16 protein-coding genes and 3 pseudogenes are annotated in these 22,407 nt (G+C 69.0%); 7 read left to right on the top strand and 12 right to left on the bottom strand.

The genetic code is table 11. The features are described 5' to 3' along the window. Positions 1 to 93: 93 nt before the first annotated feature. Positions 94 to 1,161, bottom strand: a complete 1,068-nt coding sequence (locus tag AB0D74_RS21440; RefSeq protein ID WP_362589086.1) for a lytic polysaccharide monooxygenase — start codon at positions 1,159 to 1,161, stop codon at positions 94 to 96. A 262-nt stretch (positions 1,162 to 1,423) separates the two neighbouring features. Here AB0D74_RS21440 and AB0D74_RS21435 point away from each other — a divergent pair, with 262 nt between their 5' ends. Beyond that, a complete protein-coding gene (locus AB0D74_RS21435) occupies positions 1,424 to 2,038 on the top strand; it encodes a Uma2 family endonuclease (protein WP_362589001.1) in 615 nt (204 codons plus the stop codon). Between the two features lie 24 nt (positions 2,039 to 2,062). Here AB0D74_RS21435 and AB0D74_RS21430 read toward each other — a convergent pair whose 3' ends face one another. From AB0D74_RS21430 to AB0D74_RS21410, 5 genes are all read right to left on the bottom strand, one after another. Continuing rightward, the gene (locus AB0D74_RS21430) at positions 2,063 to 3,583 is read right to left on the bottom strand and encodes an ATP-binding protein (RefSeq protein ID WP_362588998.1); all 1,521 of its coding nucleotides are present in this window, start codon (positions 3,581 to 3,583) and stop codon (positions 2,063 to 2,065) included. Then, positions 3,580 to 4,305, bottom strand: a complete 726-nt coding sequence (locus AB0D74_RS21425; RefSeq protein ID WP_362588995.1) for a response regulator transcription factor — start codon at positions 4,303 to 4,305, stop codon at positions 3,580 to 3,582. The genes AB0D74_RS21430 and AB0D74_RS21425 overlap by 4 nt, the downstream gene beginning before the upstream one ends. 153 nt (positions 4,306 to 4,458) lie before the next feature. Then, positions 4,459 to 7,173: an aconitate hydratase AcnA gene (acnA, locus tag AB0D74_RS21420; protein ID WP_362588992.1), complete on the bottom strand. Its 2,715-nt coding sequence runs from the start codon at positions 7,171 to 7,173 to the stop codon at positions 4,459 to 4,461. 353 nt (positions 7,174 to 7,526) lie between these two features. Next, positions 7,527 to 8,375 carry a hypothetical protein gene (locus tag AB0D74_RS21415; RefSeq protein ID WP_362588989.1) on the bottom strand — a complete coding sequence of 283 codons (849 nt, stop codon included), beginning with the start codon at positions 8,373 to 8,375 and terminating at the stop codon, positions 7,527 to 7,529. Then, positions 8,372 to 9,535 carry a hypothetical protein gene (locus AB0D74_RS21410; protein ID WP_362588986.1) on the bottom strand — a complete coding sequence of 388 codons (1,164 nt, stop codon included), beginning with the start codon at positions 9,533 to 9,535 and terminating at the stop codon, positions 8,372 to 8,374. The genes AB0D74_RS21415 and AB0D74_RS21410 overlap by 4 nt, the downstream gene beginning before the upstream one ends. A gap of 148 nt (positions 9,536 to 9,683) precedes the next feature. On the opposite strand from AB0D74_RS21410, the gene AB0D74_RS21405 reads away from it, so the two are divergent. Beyond that, entirely contained in the window at positions 9,684 to 10,997 is a 1,314-nt protein-coding gene (locus AB0D74_RS21405) for a LuxR C-terminal-related transcriptional regulator (protein WP_362588983.1), read from the top strand. Here the strand turns inward: AB0D74_RS21405 and AB0D74_RS21400 are convergent. The 3 genes from AB0D74_RS21400 to AB0D74_RS21390 form a co-directional block, all read right to left on the bottom strand. Beyond that, a complete protein-coding gene (locus AB0D74_RS21400; RefSeq protein WP_362588980.1) occupies positions 10,973 to 11,176 on the bottom strand; it encodes a PqqD family protein in 204 nt (67 codons plus the stop codon). The genes AB0D74_RS21405 and AB0D74_RS21400 overlap by 25 nt on opposite strands. A gap of 76 nt (positions 11,177 to 11,252) precedes the next feature. Continuing rightward, the gene (locus tag AB0D74_RS21395; RefSeq protein ID WP_362588977.1) at positions 11,253 to 12,293 is read right to left on the bottom strand and encodes a hypothetical protein; all 1,041 of its coding nucleotides are present in this window, start codon (positions 12,291 to 12,293) and stop codon (positions 11,253 to 11,255) included. Positions 12,294 to 12,500: 207 nt separating this feature from the next. After that, a complete protein-coding gene (locus AB0D74_RS21390) occupies positions 12,501 to 12,662 on the bottom strand; it encodes a hypothetical protein (protein WP_362588974.1) in 162 nt (53 codons plus the stop codon). Positions 12,663 to 12,926: 264 nt separating this feature from the next. Between AB0D74_RS21390 and AB0D74_RS21385 the strand changes: the two genes are divergently transcribed. Next, positions 12,927 to 14,456 (top strand): UDP-N-acetylglucosamine 1-carboxyvinyltransferase, encoded by a 1,530-nt coding sequence (locus AB0D74_RS21385; protein ID WP_362588971.1) that lies wholly within the window; start codon positions 12,927 to 12,929, stop codon positions 14,454 to 14,456. A gap of 150 nt (positions 14,457 to 14,606) precedes the next feature. Here the strand turns inward: AB0D74_RS21385 and AB0D74_RS21380 are convergent, their stop codons facing one another. Next, entirely contained in the window at positions 14,607 to 15,113 is a 507-nt protein-coding gene (locus AB0D74_RS21380; RefSeq protein WP_362588968.1) for an integrase, read from the bottom strand. A 347-nt stretch (positions 15,114 to 15,460) separates the two neighbouring features. On the opposite strand from AB0D74_RS21380, the pseudogene AB0D74_RS21375 reads away from it, so the two are divergent. After that, positions 15,461 to 16,220 (top strand): annotated as a pseudogene (locus AB0D74_RS21375) (IS5 family transposase). A 163-nt stretch (positions 16,221 to 16,383) separates the two neighbouring features. Beyond that, positions 16,384 to 16,653 (top strand): hypothetical protein, encoded by a 270-nt coding sequence (locus tag AB0D74_RS21370; protein ID WP_362588965.1) that lies wholly within the window; start codon positions 16,384 to 16,386, stop codon positions 16,651 to 16,653. 118 nt (positions 16,654 to 16,771) lie between these two features. Here the strand turns inward: AB0D74_RS21370 and AB0D74_RS21365 are convergent. Continuing rightward, positions 16,772 to 17,579 (bottom strand): annotated as a pseudogene (locus AB0D74_RS21365) (IS5 family transposase). Positions 17,580 to 17,640: 61 nt separating this feature from the next. On the opposite strand from AB0D74_RS21365, the gene AB0D74_RS21360 reads away from it, so the two are divergent. Then, positions 17,641 to 18,000 carry a hypothetical protein gene (locus AB0D74_RS21360; protein ID WP_362588962.1) on the top strand — a complete coding sequence of 120 codons (360 nt, stop codon included), beginning with the start codon at positions 17,641 to 17,643 and terminating at the stop codon, positions 17,998 to 18,000. Positions 18,001 to 18,188: 188 nt separating this feature from the next. After that, complete coding sequence (locus tag AB0D74_RS21355; protein ID WP_362588959.1) at positions 18,189 to 20,447, top strand: restriction endonuclease; 2,259 nt, start codon at positions 18,189 to 18,191, stop codon at positions 20,445 to 20,447. 307 nt (positions 20,448 to 20,754) lie between these two features. Here AB0D74_RS21355 and AB0D74_RS21350 read toward each other — a convergent pair. Then, positions 20,755 to 22,401, bottom strand: a pseudogene (locus AB0D74_RS21350) (IS1182 family transposase). Between the last annotated feature and the right edge of the window lie 6 nt (positions 22,402 to 22,407).

Genomic DNA, 22,407 nt, shown 5'->3' with positions numbered 1-22,407 from the left:
CCTCCCCGGACAGGCCGCCCACCCCCCTCGCCTGCCCGGCTCGCGGACCCGGTGTGCACCGACACCGGGTCCGCCCAGAGCGGATCGCGCGCGTCAACCGACCTGGCACGGCAGGCCGGTTGCGCTGTCCCCGCCGTCGCCCTGGACGACGTACCCGAACGTCGTGCTCTGTCCGGGGCTGAGCGAGCCGTTCCAGTCGGCGTTGTGGACCATCACGTCCTGCCCGCTGTAGGTGGCGTTGCCGTTCCAGAGGCTGGCCACCGACTGGCCGCCGGGGAGCGTCCAGTCGACCATCCAGCCGAGCATCGGGACGTCACCGCTGTTGGTGACGGTGACCTCGGACTGGTAGCCGCCGGGCCAGCTGTTGGTGGTGGTCCGGGTGGCGGTGCAGGTGCCGGGCGGGGGCTCGGTGGGGTTGCCCGGGTCGTGGATGCCGGTGACCTCGCCGTTGCCGCCGTCGAAGACGACGTCCGAGCAGGAGTAGAAGGTCTCCGTGCTGTCCGAGCGCTGCCACACCATGTAGATGATGTGCCGCCCGGTCTTGTTCGCCGGAAGCTGCCCGGTCCAGGAGTAGTTGGCCTCGACCGTGCCCGGGGTGCCGTTGAGCGGCGGGTGGTCGACGGTCAGGAACGGGGTGTCCTCCATCTCGTCCCAGGTGAGCGGCTTCGTCGGGTCGTAGCCGTCCTTGGTGACGTAGACGTAGAACCAACCCGGGTGCGCCGCCCAGGCGTTGTAGGAGAAGTCGACGGTCGCACCGGAGGTGAGGTGGGTGACCGGCCAGTCGTCGCGGGGCAGGTCGAAGCCGGTGAAGTTGGGGTTGCCGCCGCTGCACAGCGAGCCGTCCGGCACGAAGCCGCGGGTGCGGCCGGCGCCGTCCGAACGCAGCACCGAGAACCAGTTGTAGAACGGCGTGGTCCCGCTGACCTGCTGAGCCGCCTTGCAGGCCGGGTTGACGGGCTTGATCTCACCGGTGTCGGTGAGCCCGTCCTGCCAGCACAGGAAGGTACGGCTGCCGGGTTTCATGGGGGTGCCGTGCGCCTGGGCCGGGGCGCCCGCGGCGAGGATCAGGGCGAGGGCGGGGACGGTGGTCAGGAGGGCGAGCAGGGTGAGGAAGAGGGCTCGGCCTCGGGTGGGGAGGGGTAATCGGGGTTTTCTTGTCATAGCCATGACAGGCAATTCCCTCTGTGTGGGGTGGACGGTCGTGCGCGGGTCACGGAGACGAACGCGGGGCGGGAGCGGACCCGGCATGCCGGGCGGGTTCCGGTCCGCCGCGACCTTCGATGGGAGCGCTCCCACCCCACTCCCCTGTGAAGCTAGCGCGGACGGGGGCAGGTGTAAACGGCGCGGCATGGCTTCACCGCTTCGAGTGGCGATACCTTCGTACAGAGGATCACGACGCGTCACCGCGTCCACACTCTCGCCCATGGGAGCAGTGATGACGACACGCCGGCAGGGACCGGCCAACGAGGACAACTGGATGTTCCCGCCTGCTGACGGCTGGACGTTCGACCAGGTGAAGAACCTGGAGCTGCCTTTCGACTGGGAACTAGTGGACGGACGAATCGTGGTTCGAGGACGGACCAGGTTCTGGCACAACCGAGTGCGCGACAAGATGCTGATCGCCCTCGAAGCAGCGCGAGTCGAGCCCTACGAGGTCGTGGCCGAGCAGTGCGTCATGGTCGATGACCTCAACGTCAACAAACCCGATGTGATCGTCTTCGACCCACGGGGGCTGGACTTCTTGGAGCTCGAATGCGTTCCGGTGGACAAGCTCACCCTCGTCGTGGAGGTCGTCTCCCCCGGGTCCCGTCAGGATGACCGGGTACGAAAGCCGGCGCTCCTCGCTACGGCGGGTGTTCCGTTCTACTGGCGTGTCGAACTCGACCAGGATGGACGGCTCGCAACCCACGAGTACTGGCTCAACGCCGACACACACTCCTATTTTCCCGCCCCCTTGCACCCGGTACACCGCGGCAAGCTCGTCACCGAAGTGCCGTTCCCTGTCCAGATCGACCTCGACGCTCTCGTCGGATTCTGATCCCCCCTTCCGGCACGGTGCTTCCTAGACCGACGCCGGGCGGGCCCGTACCGCCGTGTCCGTGGGCAGGGGTTCGGCGGTCGGCAGCTCGACGGTGAACTCCGTACGGCCCGGCGCGCTCTGTACGTCGATACGGCCGCCGTGGGCCGTCGTGATCGCGTCGACGATCGCCAGGCCCAGACCCGAGCCGCCTTCGAGGACGCCGGCGCGGGTGCGGGAGGTGTCGGCCCGGGTGAAGCGTTCGAAGACGGTGGGCAGGAGGGCGGGCGGGATGCCGGGGCCGTCGTCGCGGACCCGGATCACGCAGGTGGTGCGGGTGGCTTCGACGGACGCGGTCACGGTCGTGCCGGCGGGGGTGTGCACCCGTGCGTTGGCCAGCAGGTTGGCCACCACCTGGTGCAGGCGGGCCTCGTCGCCCAGCACCAGTGCCGAGCCGTCGTCGAGGTCGAGGTCGAGCTCCAGCTGCCAGACATGGTCGGCACCGGCCGCCCGTGCGTCCCACACCGCCTCCGCGACCAGCGCGGCCATGTCCACCTCGGCGGACTGCAACGGGCGGCCCTCGTCGAGGCGGGCCAGGAGCAGCAGGTCCTCCACCAGGCTGCGCATCCGGGCCGACTCGGCGTTGACCCGGCGCCAGGCCAGGCCGGGCTCGATGCGGTCCGTGCCGCGGTTCATGAGCTCGGCGTACCCGGCGATCGAGGCGAGCGGGGTGCGCAGTTCGTGGCTGGCGTCGGCCAGGAAGCGGCGCATGCGCTCCTCGCTGCGGCGCACCTGTTCCTCGCTGTGCTGGCGTTCCGCCAGGGACGCCTCGACGTGGTCGATCATCCGGTTGAGGGCGGCGCCGACCTGGCCGGCCTCGCTGCCGGGATCGGTGTCCCGCTCGGGCACCCGGGTCAGGCCGGTCACCTGGCCCCGGCCGAGCGGCGCGTGGGAGACCTCGACGGCGGTGGCGGCGACCCGGCCGAGGGGCCGCAGCTGGCGTCGTATCACCACCGCGCAGACGCAGCCGGCGGCCGTGAGGCCGACGACGGCGACCGCGATCTCGACCTCGACCAGGCCGCTGATGGTGTCCAGTACGTCGTCCATGGGGAGGCCGGCCAGGACCCGCACACCGTCGGCGTTCAGGGCGGTGACCCGGTAGGTGCCGAGGCCGGGGACCTGGCGGGTGTGGGTGGAACCGTCCTGTGCGAGGCCCTTCAGGGCGCCGGTCTGGGCCGCGGTGAGGGAGCGCGGGGGCGCGTCCTGGCTGACGACGGCCGCGCTGATGATGTCGCCCTCGGCGTCCAGGCGGGCGGCGAGCATGCCGGCCGGGTGGCCGCTCTCGTTGAGGAAGGTCAGGTCGCGGGTGAGGTCCGGGTGCAGGGCGGCGCCGCCGACGCCGCGCTCGGCCGCGTCGCCGACCTGGTTGTCCAGATTGCCCATCAGATAGGCGCGTTGGGCGAACACGGTGGTCAGGGCGATCGCGGCGCACACGCAGACCAGAACGGCGGTGATGAAGACGAGCAGTCGCGTGCGCAGCGACCGGCTCCGCAGCCGGGCGGTCATCTGCCGTCCTCCACGGGCCGGACGACGTAGCCCATGCCGCGCACGGTGTGGATCATCGGGGCCCGGCCCCGGTCGATCTTGCGGCGCAGGCTGGAGATGTAGACCTCGACGAGGTTGCCGCCGCCGTCGAAGGAGGTGCTCCACACGTGGTCGAGGATCTGGGCCTTGCTGAGCACCTGGCGCGGATGGTCGAGGAGCAGGCTGAGCAGGTCGAACTCCTTGGCGGTGAGCCTGATCGGGGTGCCGGCCCGCTGCACCTCGCGGGACTCGCCGCTCAGCACCAGGTCGCCGAGGACGCGTACCGCGTCGTCGACGGGGGGCTGTTCGCTGCCGGCCCGGCGCAGCAGCCCGCGCAGCCGCAGCACGACCTCCTCCAGGGAGAAGGGCTTGGTGACGTAGTCGTCGGCCCCCGCCTCCAAGCCGTCGATACGGTGTTCGACGGCGTCGCGGGCGGTGAGCATCAGGACGGGCAGCCGTGGCATCTCGTAGCGGAGTCTGCGCAGCACCTGGAGGCCGTCGAGGTCGGGCAGCATCCCGTCGAGCACCACCGCGTGCGGGGCGCAGCCGCGGGCCAGCCGAAGTGCCGTCTGCCCGTCGAGCGCGGGGTAGGGGCGCCAGCCCGCGTCGGCGACGGCGGCGGCGAGCAGCTCGGTGAGTCCGGGCTCGTCGTCGACGATCAGAACGCGGACTCGGCCGGTTCGGGCCCCTGCGGTGGCAGACATGTAGCAAGTCTGTGCCGGTTCGCTGAGGGAACCCTGTGTTCCGACTGAGCTTTGACGATGTCACGGGCGGACAACACCCGTCGGGAGCGGCGGGAAACGCGGAGGGCCGCGTCCCCGGTCACCGGGGACGCGGCCCTCACGGACCTCTTGCGCCTACTTGCGGATCAGGCTGCGCAGCACGTACTGCATGATGCCGCCGTTGCGGTAGTAGTCGGCCTCACCGGGGGTGTCGATCCGGACGACCGCGTCGAACTCGACGCCCGTGTCGGTGGTGACCTTCACCGTGCGCGGGGTGGTGCCGTTGTTGAGCTCCTCGACGCCGGTGAAGGAGAAGGTCTCCTCGCCGGTCAGACCGAGGGACTCGGCGTTCTGGCCCTCCGGGAACTGGAGCGGCAGGACGCCCATGCCGATCAGGTTCGAGCGGTGGATGCGCTCGTACGACTCGGCGATGACGGCCTTCACGCCGAGCAGCGCGGTGCCCTTGGCGGCCCAGTCGCGGGACGAGCCGGAGCCGTACTCCTTGCCGGCCAGGACGACCAGCGGGATGCCCTGCTCGATGTAGTTGCGGGAGGCGTCGTAGATGAACGCCACCGGCGCGTCCGCCTGGGTGAAGTCGCGGGTGTAGCCGCCCTCGGTGCCCGGCGCGATCTGGTTGCGCAGGCGGATGTTGGCGAACGTGCCGCGGATCATGACCTCGTGGTTGCCTCGGCGGGAGCCGTAGGAGTTGAAGTCACGACGCTCCACACCGTGCTCGGTGAGGTACGTGCCGGCCGGGGTGTCGGCCTTGATGGCACCGGCGGGCGAGATGTGGTCGGTGGTGACCGAGTCGCCGAGCTTGGCGAGGACACGGGCGCCGGCGATGTCGGTGACCGGGGACGGCTCGTGCTGCATGCCCTCGAAGTAGGGGGGCTTGCGGACGTAGGTCGACTCGGCGTCCCACTCGAAGGTGTTGCCGGTCGGGACCGGGAGCGACTGCCACTGGGCGTCGCCAGCGAAGACGTCGGCGTAGGACTTGTTGAACATGTCCTCGCCGATCGCGTTGGCGACGACGTCGTTGACCTCGGCCTCGGTCGGCCAGATGTCGGCCAGGTAGACCGGCTTGCCGTCCTGGTCGGTGCCGAGGGCGTCCTTGGTGATGTCCACCTTCATGGAGCCCGCGAGCGCGTAGGCGACCACCAGCGGCGGGGAGGCCAGGTAGTTCATCTTGACGTCGGGGTTGATCCGGCCCTCGAAGTTCCGGTTGCCGGAGAGGACCGAGGTCACGGCCAGGTCGTGGTCGTTGACGGCCTTGGAGACCTCCTCCGGCAGCGGGCCGGAGTTGCCGATGCAGGTGGTGCAGCCGTAGCCGACCAGGTTGAAGCCGACCTTGTCGAGGTAGGGCGTCAGACCGGCCTTCTCGAAGTAGTCCGTCACGACCTTCGAACCCGGGGCGAGGGTGGTCTTGACCCAGGGCTTGCGGGTCAGGCCCTTCTCGACCGCCTTCTTGGCCACCAGGGCGGCGGCGACCATGACGTACGGGTTCGAGGTGTTGGTGCAGGAGGTGATGGCCGCGACGGTCACCGCGCCGTGGTCGATCTCGTACGTGGTGCCGTCGGGGGCGGTGACGGTGACCGGGTTGGTCGGCACGCCGTTGGCGGCGGCCGGGGCGTCGGAGGCCGGGAAGGACTCCTCGCCCGCCTCGTCGGCGGTGGCGACGTAGTTGCGGACGTCGCTCTTGAACTGCTCGGCGGCGTTCGCCAGGACGATCCGGTCCTGCGGGCGCTTCGGACCGGCGATCGACGGGACGACCGTGGCGAGGTCCAGCTCCAGCTTCTCGGAGAAGTCGGGCTCGGCCTTCGGGTCCAGCCAGAGGCCCTGCTCCTTGGCGTACGCCTCGACGAGCGCGACCTGCTGGTCGGAGCGGCCGGTCAGGCGCAGGTAGTTCAGGGTCTCGTCGTCGATCGGGAAGATCGCGGCGGTGGAGCCGAACTCCGGCGACATGTTGCCGATGGTGGCGCGGTTGGCGAGGCTGGTCGCGGCCACGCCCTCGCCGTAGAACTCGACGAACTTGCCGACGACGCCGTGCTTGCGCAGCATCTCGGTGATGGTGAGCACGAGGTCGGTGGCGGTCGTGCCCGGCTTCAGCTCACCGGTCAGCTTGAAGCCGACGACGCGCGGGATGAGCATGGAGACCGGCTGGCCGAGCATGGCGGCCTCGGCCTCGATGCCGCCGACGCCCCAGCCGAGCACGCCGAGGCCGTTGACCATGGTGGTGTGCGAGTCGGTGCCGACCAGGGTGTCCGGGTAGGCCTGCCCGCCCCGGACCATGACCGTGCGGGCGAGGTGCTCGATGTTCACCTGGTGGACGATGCCGGTGCCCGGGGGGACGACCTTGAACTCGTCGAACGCGGTCTGGCCCCAGCGCAGGAACTGGTAGCGCTCCTTGTTGCGGCCGTACTCCAGCTCGACGTTCTGCTTGAAGGCGTCGTTGGTGCCGAACTTGTCGGCGATGACGGAGTGGTCGATGACCAGCTCGGCCGGGGCCAGCGGGTTGATCTTCGCCGGGTCGCCGCCCAGCTCCTTCACGGCCTCACGCATGGTCGCGAGGTCCACGACACAGGGAACGCCGGTGAAGTCCTGCATGATCACGCGGGCCGGCGTGAACTGGATCTCCTGGCTGGGCTGGGCCTGCGAGTCCCAGCCGCCGAGGGCGCGGATGTGGTCGGCGGTGATGTTCGCGCCGTCCTCAGTGCGGAGCAGGTTCTCCAGCAGCACCTTCAGGCTGTACGGAAGGCGAGCCGAGCCTTCCACCTTGTCCAGCCGGAAGATCTCGTACGACTCGTCGCCCACCTGCAGCGTGCTGCGGGCGTCGAAGCTGTTCGCCGACACGACAGTCTCCTTCATTGATGTGCGCGTACCACCGTCATCGTGCCGCCACGCCGACTTGGCCAATCCAGTAAGGTCAGGCTAAGTTAGGCATGCCTAACCAGGGTGGCGGTTACGGTGCGCCTAGGCAGATATCTCGATGTCGAGATAACTCTAGTACACGGTCGCGGGTTGGTCATGCCCGGACCCGCTGTGTTGTGCGCCGCCATGCCACCCACGCCTGAGTCGTGCCCCGTGAGGGGCGCTGGGGGTGCCCCCGGCCGAAGGCTGGGGGAGGAACTGCGCGCCTGGCCCCCGGCGGCCGAGACCGAAAGGCCGGGGAACTCCCCTGCGGATCCCCGGCCGCGTCGGGCTGCTCAGAGCGAGGTCAGCAGCACCACCAGCAGGGCCGCGGACAGGATCAGCACGGTGACCGTCAGCGCACCGACGACGGCCCACGTCCGGTCGGCGGCCCGCCCGGTGTCCAGGGCCGCCGGCGCTCCGGCGCCTCCCGTGCTTCGAGGGCCGCCGCGGCCGAATGGGCCCGGGCCCCCAGGTTCCGGGCTTCCCGGCCTGCCCGGTCCAGCGTCGTACCCGCCAGCCGCAGGAACCCCGCCGCGGTCCTGCGGTACGGGAACGACCGCGGGCCCGCCGCCGGTTGCGACCGGGACGCGCCGCTCGGCCGGGGGTCGGGGGCGGCCCGAGAGGGCCGCCTGGATACTCCTCTGCGAGTGGTAGGTGTCCTGGACGACGCAGGGCAGCAGCGTCCCGCTCTCCGGTACCTCGATCGCGTCGGAGGGGCGCACCCCGAAGGTGTCGGAGTCGGCGTCGTGGAAGTCCTTCACGACGTCCGCGCACCCGACGTGCACGAGGCGGAAGAGTTCCCGCGTGGCGTCGTCGGTCCGCGGCCGGTCCAGGAGGACGACGCCTTCCATCAGGGGTGTCCTGCGCGAGCGGTTGAGGACGTACTCGACGTCCCGGCCCACGTCGGCTCCCGTCAGGTAGACCACGCGGTACAGCAGCCACAGGGAGTGCCCGGCCCGGTCGCGGTACTCGCGCAGGTAGGCGGTTTCGTCGGAGACTTCGCCGCCCGCGACGCTGGTGAGCAGCCCGTGCGTCCGGGTCTCGGCGAGGAACCCGGGGGCGACCACCACCTGGAAGTCGTGGCTGGCGGTACGGGTGATGACGAAGGGCCAGGCCTCCTGCCGGTCCGTTCCGTAGGTCACGAGGCCTCCTTCAGGACGAGCGACCCCGGATGCACGGCCTCGAACTCGGCCAGTACCGCGTCGAACACCTCGGCCATGCGGGTCAGCGCCTCGTCCTCCGTGCGCGCCTGCAGCATCTGGCCGCGTACCTGGGCGATCTCCCGCTCGACCTGCTGTCTGCGCTCGGCGATCCGCTCCCTCCCGTACTCCTCGGCGGCTCCGAGGACGTCCTGCTGGAACAGCCGCAGCAGCGGCGAGCGGGCGGGCCGGGCGCCCAGAGCGCCGCGCAGCAGGGCGAGCTTGCCCTCCCACCCTTCCATCCGTTCGAGCCGGCGCCTGTGCTGCTCCAGCACCGGGCCCGCGCTCTCCGCCCGCAGCGCCGAGGCCCGCAGCTCGTCGCGGACCAGGTCCACCAGGACGGCCATGAACGGTATCTCGACGTTGTACGGCCTCGGGTAGGTGCCGGGCCTGACCTGCTTGACCATGGTCCGGGAGGCCGGGTCCAGGACCGCGTACCCCTGGCCGAGCGCGCTCACCGGGATGAAGCGGAACGTCCCGACGGACTTGCGGTTGAGCCGGTCCAGGTAGAAGTCCGCGAAGTCCGGATGCTCCAGCAGACCGTCGAGCACGCTGCGCAGCGTGTGACCGGCCGCCTGGAGCAGATCCCACTTGGTGACCACCACGTGCACCGCGGCGTCGCTCTGCTGGATCTCGTTGAAGATCGCGATGAGTTCGTCGGTGAGACCCGGCTCGCCGTCGAGCTGGCGGAGCACCTTCTCGCCGTCCAGCAGGAGCAGCAGGAACTTCGAAGCCCGGACCCGGTCCCAGACCGCCTGGCCCGCCTCGCTCTCCCAGGCGTCCACGATCTGCATGAACGCACCCGAATAGTCGAGGTAGGAGAGGGAGAACGGGCTGAAGACCTCGCCCTCCTCGGTCCGCAGCGAACACGTGAACGTCCACTCCGTGGTGTTCGCCTGCATGCTGGGGTCGGGCCACTCGTCGGGCGCTCCGGACGTCACCTCGCGGAAGATGTTGTTGAGTCTGAGCTTGTCGGCGCCGGGGACGTTCACGAAGAACCCGGTGTCCGCCCGCTGGATGGCCAGCCGGCGGAAGAGGCTGGCCAGGTAGAGGGTCTTGCCCGAGCCGGACGGCCCGAGCACGGTGACAGGAATCGTGTCCATGCAGTGCCTCGTTCGGTGACGCGGAACAGCGTCGCGGGGGCCCAGGTCCCCCGCGACACACCCCCCGTGTGGAGCGGTACGGCGACCGTAAGCGGCGGATCGCCCGTAACCCATCCCAACCATCTGGGATATCCGTAGAGTTGTGGATATGCCTCGCCCCGCGTCAGAGCCCTCGCCGGAGCCCGCCGCGGGCCGTTCCGGTTCGTTACGTGCCCGTTCCGGCGACCTGGTGGACGCCTTCGAGCGCCGCTCCCGCCGGCTGCTCGCCACCGCGCCCGCCTCCGGCGCCGCCCTGGAGGTGCTGGGCGCCGCCGCCCAGTGTCTGCTCCGCCGGGTGCCCGCGGACGTGTGGTGCGGGGTGCTGCTCGACCCGGCGACGCTGCTGGACACGGGCGGCCGTCACGAACAGGGCTTTCCCGAGCGGGTGATGCCCCGGCTCTTCGAGATCGAGCATGCCGAGCAGGCGGGCGTCGACAACATCCGGGCGCTGTCCCGCCGTACCGAGCCGGCCAGTCTGCTGAGCCTGTCCACGAGCCGGCGGCGGGAGGGCCTGGAGGACAACGTCTACTACCGGGACATCCTGCGCCCCGAGGGCCTCGCCGACGAGCTGCGCGTGGCCCTGCGCGACCGCGGGCACTGCTGGGGCCTGCTGGTGCTGTGCCGGGCCAGGGGCACCCTGCCCTTCTCCCCCGCCGACGTGGCGCTCGCCGCCCGGCTCAGCACCCCGGCGGGGCGGGCGCTGCGCCAGGCGTTCCTGCTGGGCGGCACGGACCTGGGCGACACCCCGGACGCGCCCGGCCTCGTCGTCCTCGACCGGAGCGGGCGGATCCGGCAGGCCACTCCGACGGCACGGCACTGGCTCGGCCAGATCCAGGAGAGCCGCCCGGCCGACGAGGAGACGGGCCCGCTCGCCCTGCAGGCCGTCGCGGCCAGGGTCCGCACCACCGCGCACGAGGACACCGGCGAGCCGGCCCCGGCGCACTCGACCCGCTCCCGGGTACGGACCCACAGCGGCCACTGGGTCACCCTGCACGCCACGCACCTGCCGGCCCCGGGGAACGGCGATGGGGCCGGGGAGGAGGCCGGGGCCGGGGACACCTACGTCTCGGTCGGGCTCAGCCAGCCCGGCGAACTCGCCGCGATCGTGCTCGACGCGTACGGCCTGTCGGCGCGTGAACGCCAGGTCGCCCAGCGGGTGCTGGTGGGCCGGTCCACCACCGAGATCGTGGACGAGCTGGCGATCACCGAGGACACCGTCCAGGACCATCTCAAGAAGATCTTCCGCAAGGCGGACGTGCACAGCCGCCGCGAACTCATGGAAGAGGTCTTCTTCCACCACTACCTGCCCGGCCTCGTCCAGCCCCCGCTGACCACGGACGGCAGGAGACGTCCGCGGGGCGGCGCCACGCCTCGCCGCGCCGCGCCGGGGTCACCGGCTCAGGAGCGCTCGATCCAGCCGTAGGCGGTGAGGTCGGCCAGGAGGCGGGCGACCGGGGCCGTGGCCTCGGCCGGGGAGCAGTCGGCGGCGGTGGCGAGGATGGTCACCAGGTCCTGTTCGGTGCGCGGTTCGCGCAGCGCCTCCAGGAGGATGCGGGCCGCCCGGTTGACGCGGGCGGCGGTGAAGGTGGTGTCGTCGATCACCTGTGCGCCGCCGTCCTGCTCCGGACGGAGGTGCAGGGAACCCAGAAGACGGATTGTCGGCGTGTCGGAAACCGGGTCAGAGCGTGTCAAGCCGGGCCTCCCGCGAGATGAAGTCGAAGTGCATACCGGTCAGGCCGTTGCCCACCCCCAGATGGACGCCCGCGGCACCCTCGTTGAGCAGGCAGTTCAGACCCCAGTCCACCCGGTCGGCGGAGAGCACACCGGTGCCGATGGCGACCTCGGTGACCGCGCCCCGGTACTCCGGACCGCTCGTCGCGTGGATGCCGTCGGCGAAGGGGCCGAACCCGTCGACGAACCGGTTGTCCCGGATCTCCACGGACAGCGGACAGGATTTCCGCATCATCTCAGCCGTTTCGGCGGCGGCGCCGAAACGGTCGGCACGGACGCCCGTCAGTTCACGGTGTTTGGCGACGAGCACGGAATCTATCCGCAACGTTCCGGAAACAGTGAGTTCGGTGTCCACACGGCCGGCCAGATCGGTCGGCGACATGGCCACCTCGAAATAGTTCCCGATGGTGGAGTGCTCGTCCGGGAGAAGCTCGGGACGGGTACGGCTGGAGAGCTGGAGCTGTTCGGGAAGACGGATGGTGAGATCCGTCCCGGGGCCGGTCATCCGTACTTCTTCGCGGGCCAGGAGAAGTTGGGAGATGATTCGCCGGTTCGCCGCGATACAGCTCGGGATATCGATCTCGGCGAACCTTTCAAGACCGTATCTGGCGACTTGCGGATCGGCGGAGAAGGAGGCCAGTGGAATCCACAGCACACTGGACCCGGAAAAGATGTCGCGCAGGGCCCGCCGGGACGGCAGCCGGCCGTAGTCCACCGGTACCGCGACCGCTCGCGACGGCGCCGGCGCACGGCCGTCCAGCACGCCTTCGAACGTCGACGCCGGCACCCCGTGCGCCGTCAGCCAGTCCACGAGACCGGGTTCGTCGGTCAGGATACTTACCTCCTGACCTGGGAATATCGCATCCAGATTGGCCAGCGTCCCGTCACGCATCGGGCACCAGCGCGGCCAGGCAGGGGCAGGTCGGGATGTCGCCCAGATGGCTCTTGAGGACCGCGGGCGCCTGCCGCCGCACGCCCCCTCCGGCATCCGCGCCGGGCTCCGGCCGCCCGTCCGGAATCTTCAGGGAGCGGCCGTATATGTCACCGTCGCTGGCCACGCCTTCCGCCACCCAGATCCTTCGAGTCATATGCGGTCCCCACTGTGTGCGGTGAGAGTGCGGGAATTCAGGGCACCGCCGCCGGTGCATCTCCGAGCAGTGCACCGGCGGCGGTTTCCGGCACAACAGAACGCGAATCAGATTCCGTTGTAGATGATCGCGAGGAACGGCTTGGGGTTCTCACCCTCGGGCGTCATGGCGGTCGTTCCCTGGTCGGCGTCGAGGGAGCCGAGCGGGGTGATCTCCGGGGCTTCCAGAGTTCCGACGAACAGGGCGGTCTCAATGGCTACCTGGGGCATTTTACGTACCTCCGACTTGAGCCTGGTGACACGTGCCCGTGCTGAGTAACGGGCACCACTCCAGCGTACGGAGGAAAGGCACCCGGACAACGGCCTGCCGAATTCCTGACCAAACGTTGGGCGCCGTCTTGACGCGCTCTCACCCCACCCTTGTGCGAATCTGAACGACGGTCGACGGGCCGAACGGCCGGGCCCGCTGACAGGACATCACCCGAACGGACCCCCCGACGGGCGCCATCTCATATCTGAGATAACCTCGGCCTCATGGCAGACGACTACCTCGTACGCATCGGCAAGCTCATCCGTGACGCCCGGCAACACCGCGGCTGGACACAGAGTCAGCTCGCGGAGGCGCTCGGCACCAGTCAGAGCGCTGTCAACCGCATCGAGCGCGGCAACCAAAACATCAGCCTTGAGATGATCGCTCGAATCGGTGAGGCCCTGGACAGCGAGATCGTCTCACTGGGCTACGCGGGCCCGATGCATCTGCGGGTGGTGGGCGGCCGTCGGCTGTCCGGCGCCATCGACGTGAAGACCAGCAAGAACGCGTGCGTGGCCCTGCTGTGCGCCTCGCTGCTCAACAAGGGGCGCACGGTGCTGCGCCGGGTGGCCCGGATCGAGGAGGTGTACCGCCTACTGGAGGTGCTCAACTCCATCGGCGTGCGCACCCGCTGGATCAACGACGGCGTCGACCTGGAGCTGGTGCCGCCGGCCGACCTCGACATGGCGTCGATCGACGCCGAGGCCGCCGTCCGCACCCGCTCGATCATCATGTTCTTCGGTCCGCTGCTGCACCGCATGGACCACTTCAAGCTGCCCTACGCCGGCGGCTGCGACCTGGGCACGCGGACCATCGAGCCGCACATGATCGCGCTGCGCCGGTTCGGCCTGGACATCGCGGCGACCGAGGGGCAGTACCACGCGCAGGTCGACCGCGCGATCCGCCCGGACCGCCCGATCGTGCTGACCGAGCGCGGCGACACGGTGACCGAGAACGCGCTGCTGGCCGCCGCCCGGCACGACGGCGTCACCGTCATCCGCAACGCCTCCTCCAACTACATGGTCCAGGACCTCTGCTTCTTCCTGGAGGCGCTCGGCGTCAAGGTCGAGGGCATCGGCACCACGACGCTGACCGTGCACGGCGTCCCGAACATCGACGTGGACGTGGACTACTCCCCCTCCGAGGACCCGGTCGAGGCGATGAGCCTGCTGGCCGCCGCGGTGGTCACGGAGTCCGAACTGACGGTCCGCCGCGTCCCCATCGAGTTCCTGGAGATCGAGCTGGCGGTCCTGGAGGAGATGGGCCTCGACCACGACCGCAGCCCCGAGTACTCGGCGGACAACGGCCGTACCCGCCTGATCGACCTCACGGTCCGCCCCTCCAAGCTGGAGGCGCCGATCGACAAGATCCACCCGATGCCGTTCCCCGGCCTGAACATCGACAACGTCCCGTTCTTCGCCGCCATCGCGGCCGTCGCCCAGGGCAAGACCCTCATCCACGACTGGGTCTACGACAACCGCGCGATCTACCTGACCGACCTCAACCGCCTCGGCGGCCGTCTCCAGCTCCTCGACCCGCACCGGGTCCTGGTGGAGGGCCCCACCCGCTGGCGCGCCGCCGAGATGATGTGCCCGCCGGCCCTGCGCCCCGCCGTGGTCGTCCTCCTCGCCATGATGGCGGCCGAGGGCACGTCCGTCCTGCGCAACGTGTACGTCATCAACCGCGGCTACGAGGACCTCGCCGAACGCCTCAACTCGATCGGGGCGCAGATCGAGATCTTCCGCGACATTTGATACGGCGATGCCGCCGCACCCCTCCCTGACCTGCCGTTTAGCAGGTCAGGGAGGGGTGCGGCGGCATCTCTGGGACTTCTCTGGGACTTTGGGCCCACTGTGGGCTACGAGCCGCGCTCCACCGGCTCTACCGGCTGGCCACGGCCGCAGCTAAGCGAAGATCGCGTCGATGGCGGCGCTGCCTCGTGCGCCGGCGCGGGGCAGGAAGTGGGAGTACTTCCGCAGCGTGAACCCGGGGTCGGAGTGCCCCAGCCAGCGTGCCAGGGAGACGACCGATTCGCCAGCCTCCAGTTCCTCAGAGGCAAAGAAGTGGCGCAGAGCGTGGAAGCCGTGTTCCCGGGACGGCTCCCACACGCGAGCGCCGTCGGTGCCGCTCTCGTCCAGCGGGGCGATCACACCCGCGGCGACCAGAGCGGGCTTCCACACGTAGGAGTTGAAGTAGTTCCGGTTGATGGCCTTCCGCTCGCGTCCCGTCACCAGGAGGTGGTAGGTCCTCGGCCGTCGGTGCTTGGCCTCCACCGCCGTCTCGGCCGGAGTCGGGTCGTCCCAAGGCAGCGTGACCGGCACCGGCGCGAACTGCTGGAGTGAGAGGCCGAGATAGTCGTAAGCGTCCTTCACGGTCATGAAGGCGGCGGGCACGACGCCCGAGGAAGCCAAGGCGGCGAGTAAAGATCGTGCAGGTATCGGTGGATCTCTGTCAGGTAGAGGAGGCGTGAGCCCGGGTGGGCGGAAATCCAGTTCCGCCCACCCGGTGCCATGTCATGCGGCAGAACGGGAATCGCAGACGATCCGCAGCGACATACAGCGCTACGGGGGGGCGCACGGCGGTCGGCGCCGACTCATTCGGGAGGTCATGAAGGGCGAGGGCAGCTTCGAGTCGGCCCCAAGAGCTCGTAACACGATCTTGTGCTCTGATACAGGTCAACCCTAACCGGTACGACGATTGAGCCGTTCGGGAAGGCGTGAGCGTCAAGCCGTGGGGCGTGGACGACGAGTTGTGGACGATGATCGAGCCGGTCCTGCATCCCTGGTCCGAGCACTCGCCCGGACCCAAACCAGTCCCCGACCGGCTGTGCCTGCAGGGCAACCTGTTCGTGCTTACGCCGGGATCCCATGGCAGCAGCTGCCATTGGAGCTGGGCTTCGGCTCCGGCCAGACCTGCTGGCGGCGCCTGGAGCGATGGCAGGCAGCCGGAGTCTTCGACAAGCTGCACCGGATACTGCTGTCGGAGCTGAACGCGGCCGGCGAGCTGGACTGGATCCGCGCGTGCGTGGACGCCTCCCATGTGCGCGAGAAAAAGGGGGTGCCGCGACGGGCCCGTCGCCGGTCGACCGCCGCAAGACCGGCAGCAAACACCACCTAATCACCGACGGCGGCGGCATCCCACTCAAGGTCATCACCACCGCGGTCAACGTCAACGACGTCACCCAGACCCTCGCCCTGGTCGACGGAGTCCCGCCGGTCGCCGGCCGCGTCGGCCGCCCCCGCAAGCGCCCCGACGCTCTCCTGGGCGACAAGGGCTACGACAGCATCCCCAACCGGAAGGAACTGCTACGGCGCGGGATCCTGCCGATCATCTCCCGCAAGGGGCAGCCTGACATCCAGAGCCTGGGCAAGCTGCGGTGGGTCGTGGAGCAGACGTTCGCCCTGCTGCACCAATTCAGGTGCCTCGTCTTCCGATGGGAATGTCGCCTGGACCTCCACGACGCCTTCGCTCCGCTCGCCTGCGCCCTCATCTGCTGGAGGAGACTCCGGAAGAGATAGCTTGATCGTCCTGCGGCGGAGGCAATGGTGGAAGGCAGGACGGGTGTCCGAACAAGTGGTGAGGCCAAGCGAGGTCCTGGCCCAAGACGAGGTCCGACTGCTGCAACGGGCTCTCGGTGAATGGGGTGGGCCAGCTCGGTGCAGCGATGAACTCGCCTTCGGTATGGGGTTTGTGGACGCTCGCGATCTGCTCGATCAGTGCCGCATCCTGAGCCGCGCTCTGGGTGACGGTGATCCAATCACGCCGGTCGATTGGGCGCGGACCCTTCTGGCTGCGGAGATCGTCTTCGTCAGCGACCTCGTCGGCTCGGGCGTCGAGTGGCAAACGACCACGGGGCTCACCGACGAGGCCACCCTCCCGATCCTCCGGGCAATCCAGCGAAAGCTGGCCAGGACCGTGAGCGCCTACTACGGAAAGCGCCCGGACGCGTAGCCCCGAGATCGTGTTACGAGTTCTAAGGCGTTGGCAATGCCACGTGAGAAATCGGCACGGCTCCCCAGAGCCGACCCCGCTTGTGATCCCACTTTTCCTCCTGGAATTAGTGATCGTTTCAGAATGCGCTCCGTAGCCGCCTCAAGCAGATGATGGCGCAGGCGAGTTGGAGGAGTCCGTGATGTAGGTCGGCGCGTATCTCGTAGCGAATGCGTAGGCGTTTGAACTGGTGCGGCCACGCGAACGTGCGTTCTGCGACCCGGCGGGTCTTGCCCAGGCAGGAGCCGTGCGGGGCGCCGCGCTGGGCGATCTTCGGGACGATACCGCGGGCCCACACAAGTGGCGGTACTTGCGGAAGTCGTAGCCTCGGTCGGCGTACAAGCGCTTCGGCTTGTGGCGGGGGACGGCCGCGCAGGCCTCGGATACGCGAAATCGCATCCAAGAGCGGGACGAACTGGGTGACGTCGTGCCGGTTGCCGCCGGTCGGCGAGGCGGTGAGCGGGGTGCCGTGGCGGTCGACGATCACATAGTGCTTGCTGCCCGGGCGGCTGCGGTCGACCGGTGAAGGCCCGATGTGAGCCCCCCTTGAGGGCCCTGTCGTGTGAGCCGTCGATCGCTCAGTCGTTCATGTCCAGCAGGCTGGCATGTCGCAGCTCGACGAGCAGGGCCTCGTGCAGGCGGGGCCATACCCCCGCCTCCGTCCAGTCTCGTAGTCGCCGCCAGCAGGTGACCCCAGAGCAGCCGATCCGTTCGGCCGGGACGTCCGCCCAGGACACGCCCTTGCGCGAGACATACACGATCCCGGCCAGCGCAGTCCGGTCGTCGACTGGCTTGCGTCCGGGAAACCGGTGCCGCCGCGGCGGCCGGGCCGGGATTACCGGGGCTATCCGCTCCCATAGGTCGTTGGGCACAAGATCGCTGTTCACACCGGAAGCGCGCCAGAACAAAGCAGTTGAGGAGGGCGGATGGGCCCGGCACACTCGCCCGATGAGCGACAGCACAACATCGGGCAGCTGGGACGGGCCCTGGTACCGCGTCCACACCGAGCAGTTCGAGGCCGCGTTCCTGCCGAATGCCGGCGAGGACGTGGAGGCCGTCGACAACGTCGATGTCTTCGTGGATCTCAAGGACGGCTCCCGGTGGAGCGCGACCATCACCACCCTGGCTCAGGTCGAGATCCTCATGGGCCGATGGGCCACCAGCGGGGAGGCCCTCGCAGGCCGATACTTCTGGTGCTCGGATGGGCTCATCGTCCGTGACGCCGGCATCAGCAACATGACCCAGGTCCTCGCCGGTCTGATCGATACCGGCGAGTTCACCCACGTCCTTCAACTCCTCGACGACTGAAGGCCGTCCGGCCAGCCCGTCCCATTCCGAAACGATCAGTTAGTGCTCCCCCCAGTGAGTGTCACCAGCTCCGGGATCCTGCCGCTGAAGGGCGGAACAGCCAACGCTGAGCCCGCGTCGTGGAGAATGGGTCCGATCGAGCCCCGCGGGAGGACCGAGGGGTACCGGGATGCACGGGCGAAGGCGGCATGGATTCCTTTGAGCTGGGGCGGCTGACAGACCACGACTTCGAAGAGGTGTGCCGGGACCTGTTCACGGAGCTCCTGGGCGTGCCGCTGGAGATCTTTCCGCGCGGCCGGGACCGGGGCGTCGACCTGCGCCATGACCCGGAAGGCGGTCCTTGCACGATTGTCCAGTGCAAGCATTGGTACCGCAGCGGCCGTGCGAAACTCCTGGCCCACCTGACCGATGAGGAGGCCCCCAAGGTCGCCGCTCTAAAGCCGGACCGCTATGTTCTCGCCACCACCGTCGGGTTGACCGTCGACGCCAAGGAGAAGCTGCGCGCCGCCTTCGCCCCTCACATCCGGTCCACCGAGGACATCCACGGCGTGGATGACATCGTGGCCGCCCTGCGGGCGCGACCGCAGCTGGTGGAGCGGCACTTCCGGCTCTGGCTCAGCGGTACGGCGGCACTTGGCGCGCTGCTGCACAAGGGCCCGCTATTGCGCTCCGACTGGCTGCGGCGCGAGCTGGCGAAGGTGGCCCAGACATTCGTCCCGCACGAGGCTTTCGCGCGTGCCCGGCAGCTTCTCGACGAGCAGCACGTGTGCATCGTGACCGGCATCCCCGGTGCCGGGAAGACCACAGTCGCGCGCATGCTCGCCGCCTGGCGGATGGGCCACGGCTGGGAGGTGCACGAGGTCAGCCAGGACATCGACGAGGTCACAGAACTATGGCGCGACGACGTGCCCCAACTCTTCCTCTACGACGACTTCCTGGGCCAGACCACGCTGCTGCCCCAGTTCGGCAAGAACGAGGACACGCGCCTGCTGTCCGTGATGCGCGCGATACGAGACGCGCCAGACAAGGCCTTGGTCATGACGACCCGCGACTACATCCTGGAGGAGGCCCGCCGCAAGCACGATCGGCTGGCCACCGAAGATGTACGGGACGCTCTCACCGGCATTCGCCTCACCGACCTGGACCTGCTGACCCGCGGGCGGATTCTCTACAACCACGTCCACCGCTCGGCTCTCGGACCGCGACAGAAACGGCAGTTCGCCGCTCGCGACGCCTGGCTGCCCGTGGTTAGCCACCGCAACTTCAGCCCGCGCCTGATCGAGGAGACTCTGCGCATCGACCTGAAGCGCGAACCGGACGTCGCCACCGCCATGGTCACCAACCTGGACAATCCCCGGCGGATATGGGAACGCATCGTCGAGAACGAACTCACCGACGAAGCCGTGCACTTGCTGGAGATCCTCTTCACGTACGAGTCGGTCGAACTCGTCGAACTGGAGGAGACTTGGACCTGGTATCGCAAGGAATTGGACCGAGAGGCGGACGGTCGCCGCTTCCGTCACGCGCTCCAGGTGCTCGACGGAACCATGCTCGTTATCGACGAAGGTGCCGTCTCCTTCCATAACCCGTCAATTGCCGACTACTTCCGCTTCCACCTCAGCGCGGGCCGGGGGCAGTTGGGTGCACTACTCGCCTCTTGCGGCGATATGCGGCAGCTCGAACGCCTCGTGGATGCCGGACGGTTGGCAGACGGCGGCGGCATTCTCGCACAGCTGATAGAGCTCAAGCAGGCGTTGACCTCCGCGGTACTCGGCGCAGAAGACACCGTGGATGACAACAGAGAGGACCACCTTGAGTGGGCCCTCGACACCGCGGAGACCATCGGCTCCTCGTCACTGGCGGACTACGTGGCGCAACGGGCCCTGGAACTGGCGCCGTGGTCGGAGAACACGAAGGATCTGCTCCAGCTCGCGAACTCGCTGGACGGCAGCCGACTGATTACGCAGGAGGTCTCCGCCGAGTTCCGCGCCTTGGTCGACGAACATGTCAACAGCCAGATCTCGGAGCGTGTGGCTGCCGGCTGGGTCCAGGTGAACAACTGGTATGCGCATCTTGACGAGCCGATCGGATGTTTCGCCGACGGAGCGCTGCTGGACGACATGGTGGAGTGCGCCTTGGAGAAACTGCGTGAACTCGCCGCCGACCCCGGGGACCTCAGGGAGACCAGCATCGGCTACCTCGAAGCGCTGCTGAGCTTCCTTACCGACAACGATGCCCACCTGCTGCACGATGAGGAGTTCCGGGCCGTCGACCGGGTGCGGGAGCAGCTAACCCAGGCGCGGGAGGCTGCATGGCGCTCCCTGGCGGAGCGCTCACTGGACCGAGGCCGACCGGTCAAGCTGCCACTCGACCCCCGTCATGAGCGGGCCGTCGTCGCGGAGTTCATGAGCGGCCTCGGCAACGCGGAGTCGGACGGCGCGGGCTGAACAGTTACCCTCCCACGTCCGTCACACCCCTGCCCCACTAACAGGTCGTTGCAACACCAGCCCTTGAGGGTGTTGCGATGACCAAGCCACGCAGGAAGGGCCGTTTCACGACGTCAAGGCCACTCGACGGTGTGCCGATGCCGAAGTTCTTTCTGAAACAGCCAGTTAGACAGACTGCACGCGTTGGCCCCGTATCCCCCGGCTACTCTTCGCCGGCTCAACGAAGCCGCAGACGGAATGCCAGAAGCCCGGCCTCCGTTCGGGAGATGCTGTTGGTTTATTCGGGCGTGGTTGCTTTGCCCCGTCGTTATGCGGCGGGGCGAAGTGCTGTCAGGGCGCGGGTGCGGGTGCGGGCTCGGGGTGTGTGGGTGAGCCAGGCGTCGATGCGGATGAGGTTGACGGCGGCGCCGGTGAGCTGGTGCTGGAGGCTGGTCTTGGCAGGCCGCGGTAGCGGGATCTGCGCAGGCCGCAGACGTGGACTGCTTGGGAGATGGTGCCTTCGACACCGGCACGGATCTTGTAGCGGTCCTTCCACCCGCCGGTCGCCTGGAGTTGTCGTGCCTGCTGGAGTGCTTCGTATGCGGCGCAGGGCCGGAGGTTGATCTCCCGCCGTCGGGGCTTGGCGGAGTTGACGCATTCCCCCAGCTGGGGACAGGTGCCGCAGTGGGCCGGAGGGAACCGGACCCGGATGGTCGCCAGCCCCTCCTCGGAGTTGCGCTGGGCCCATTGCGTGCTGACAACGCCGTTCGGGCAGGTCACGTGCTGGTTGTCCCAGTCGATGGTGAAGGCGTTCCGGCCGAGGGCGGCATCGCCACGGGCGTGCGGGACGGTCACCGCTTTCAGCGGTCCGTGCAGGTCGACCCGGTGGTCGCGGCCGGCCGCGACCAGGGCGCCGCCGTTGGCATAGCCGGTATCCACCCAGTGCTCGCCCGGCAGCAGGTCCCGCCGGGCGAGTTCCTCATGGACCGGGACGGTCATCCGGTCGTCGGGGACGCCGGCGAGGGTGGTCACCACGCTCGTGACCAGATGCGGGGTGTCGTCCTCACACGTCTCGGTGAGGTGGGCCTTGTATCCGTCCCAGTTGATGTCACGCTTTCCACCGGTGCGGACTTCCAGGTCATAGGGGGTCACCAGCCGCATCAGGCCCGGTGGCCGGTCTTTTGGGCCCCGGCGGCCCACCTCACCTTCGACCAGGTGGAAGTACTGCACCCACACCTGCCGCAGCACCTCTACTTCCGGCAGTTCCCGCAGGCCCGGTGGCGCGTCCTGGGCCCAGACGTTCCGCAGCAGGTGCATGCCGTCGTCGCCGACCCGCCGGTACGTCTGGTCCCGGCGGGAGCGGTCCTTGGGGAAACGGGCGTCCTCGGCCCGGGTGGCGTAGTGCCTGAACCATTCCGGCCGGACCCGCTCGCTCAGCCGGCTCGGCCAGCGCCACGGCGCTCAGCGCGGAGCGCAGGGTTTCCGTGACCAGTTCCAGCTGGTTCAGCGCGCGCACCGCGGACAGCACGTGGGTGGAGTCGGTCCGCGCCCGGCCCCGGGCGGTGACCAGTCCCTGCCGCCGGGCGGCCACCAGGACCGTGTCCAGGATCTCCCGGCCGCCGTCGGCTCCGACGAGCCGGTCCCGGAACTCCGAGAGCACCGAGTAGTCGAAGCCTGCATCGGCCGGCTCCAGCCCGAGCGCGTACTTCCAGTCGATACGAGCCCTCACCGCCTCCGCGGCCTGCCGGTCGGTCAGCGCCTCCACGAACTGCAACACCAGCACCATCGCCAGTCGCCCCGGTGACCAAGCCGGTTTCCCCCGCGCAGGAAACAGGCCGACGAACTGCTTGTCGCTGAACAACGACCCCAGTTCGTCCCGCACCCGAATCGCCAGGCTCCCTTTCGGGAACGCGGCCCGCGCCACCCGCACTGTCTCCGCCGGGATCTCCCCAAACCCCTTCGGCTGCATCGACACCCGCAC

Origin of the sequence: Streptomyces sp. NPDC048278 (assembly GCF_040652195.1) — a bacterium.
GTDB lineage: Bacteria > Actinomycetota > Actinomycetes > Streptomycetales > Streptomycetaceae > Streptomyces.
This window is presented reverse-complemented; position numbering and strand designations above follow the sequence as displayed.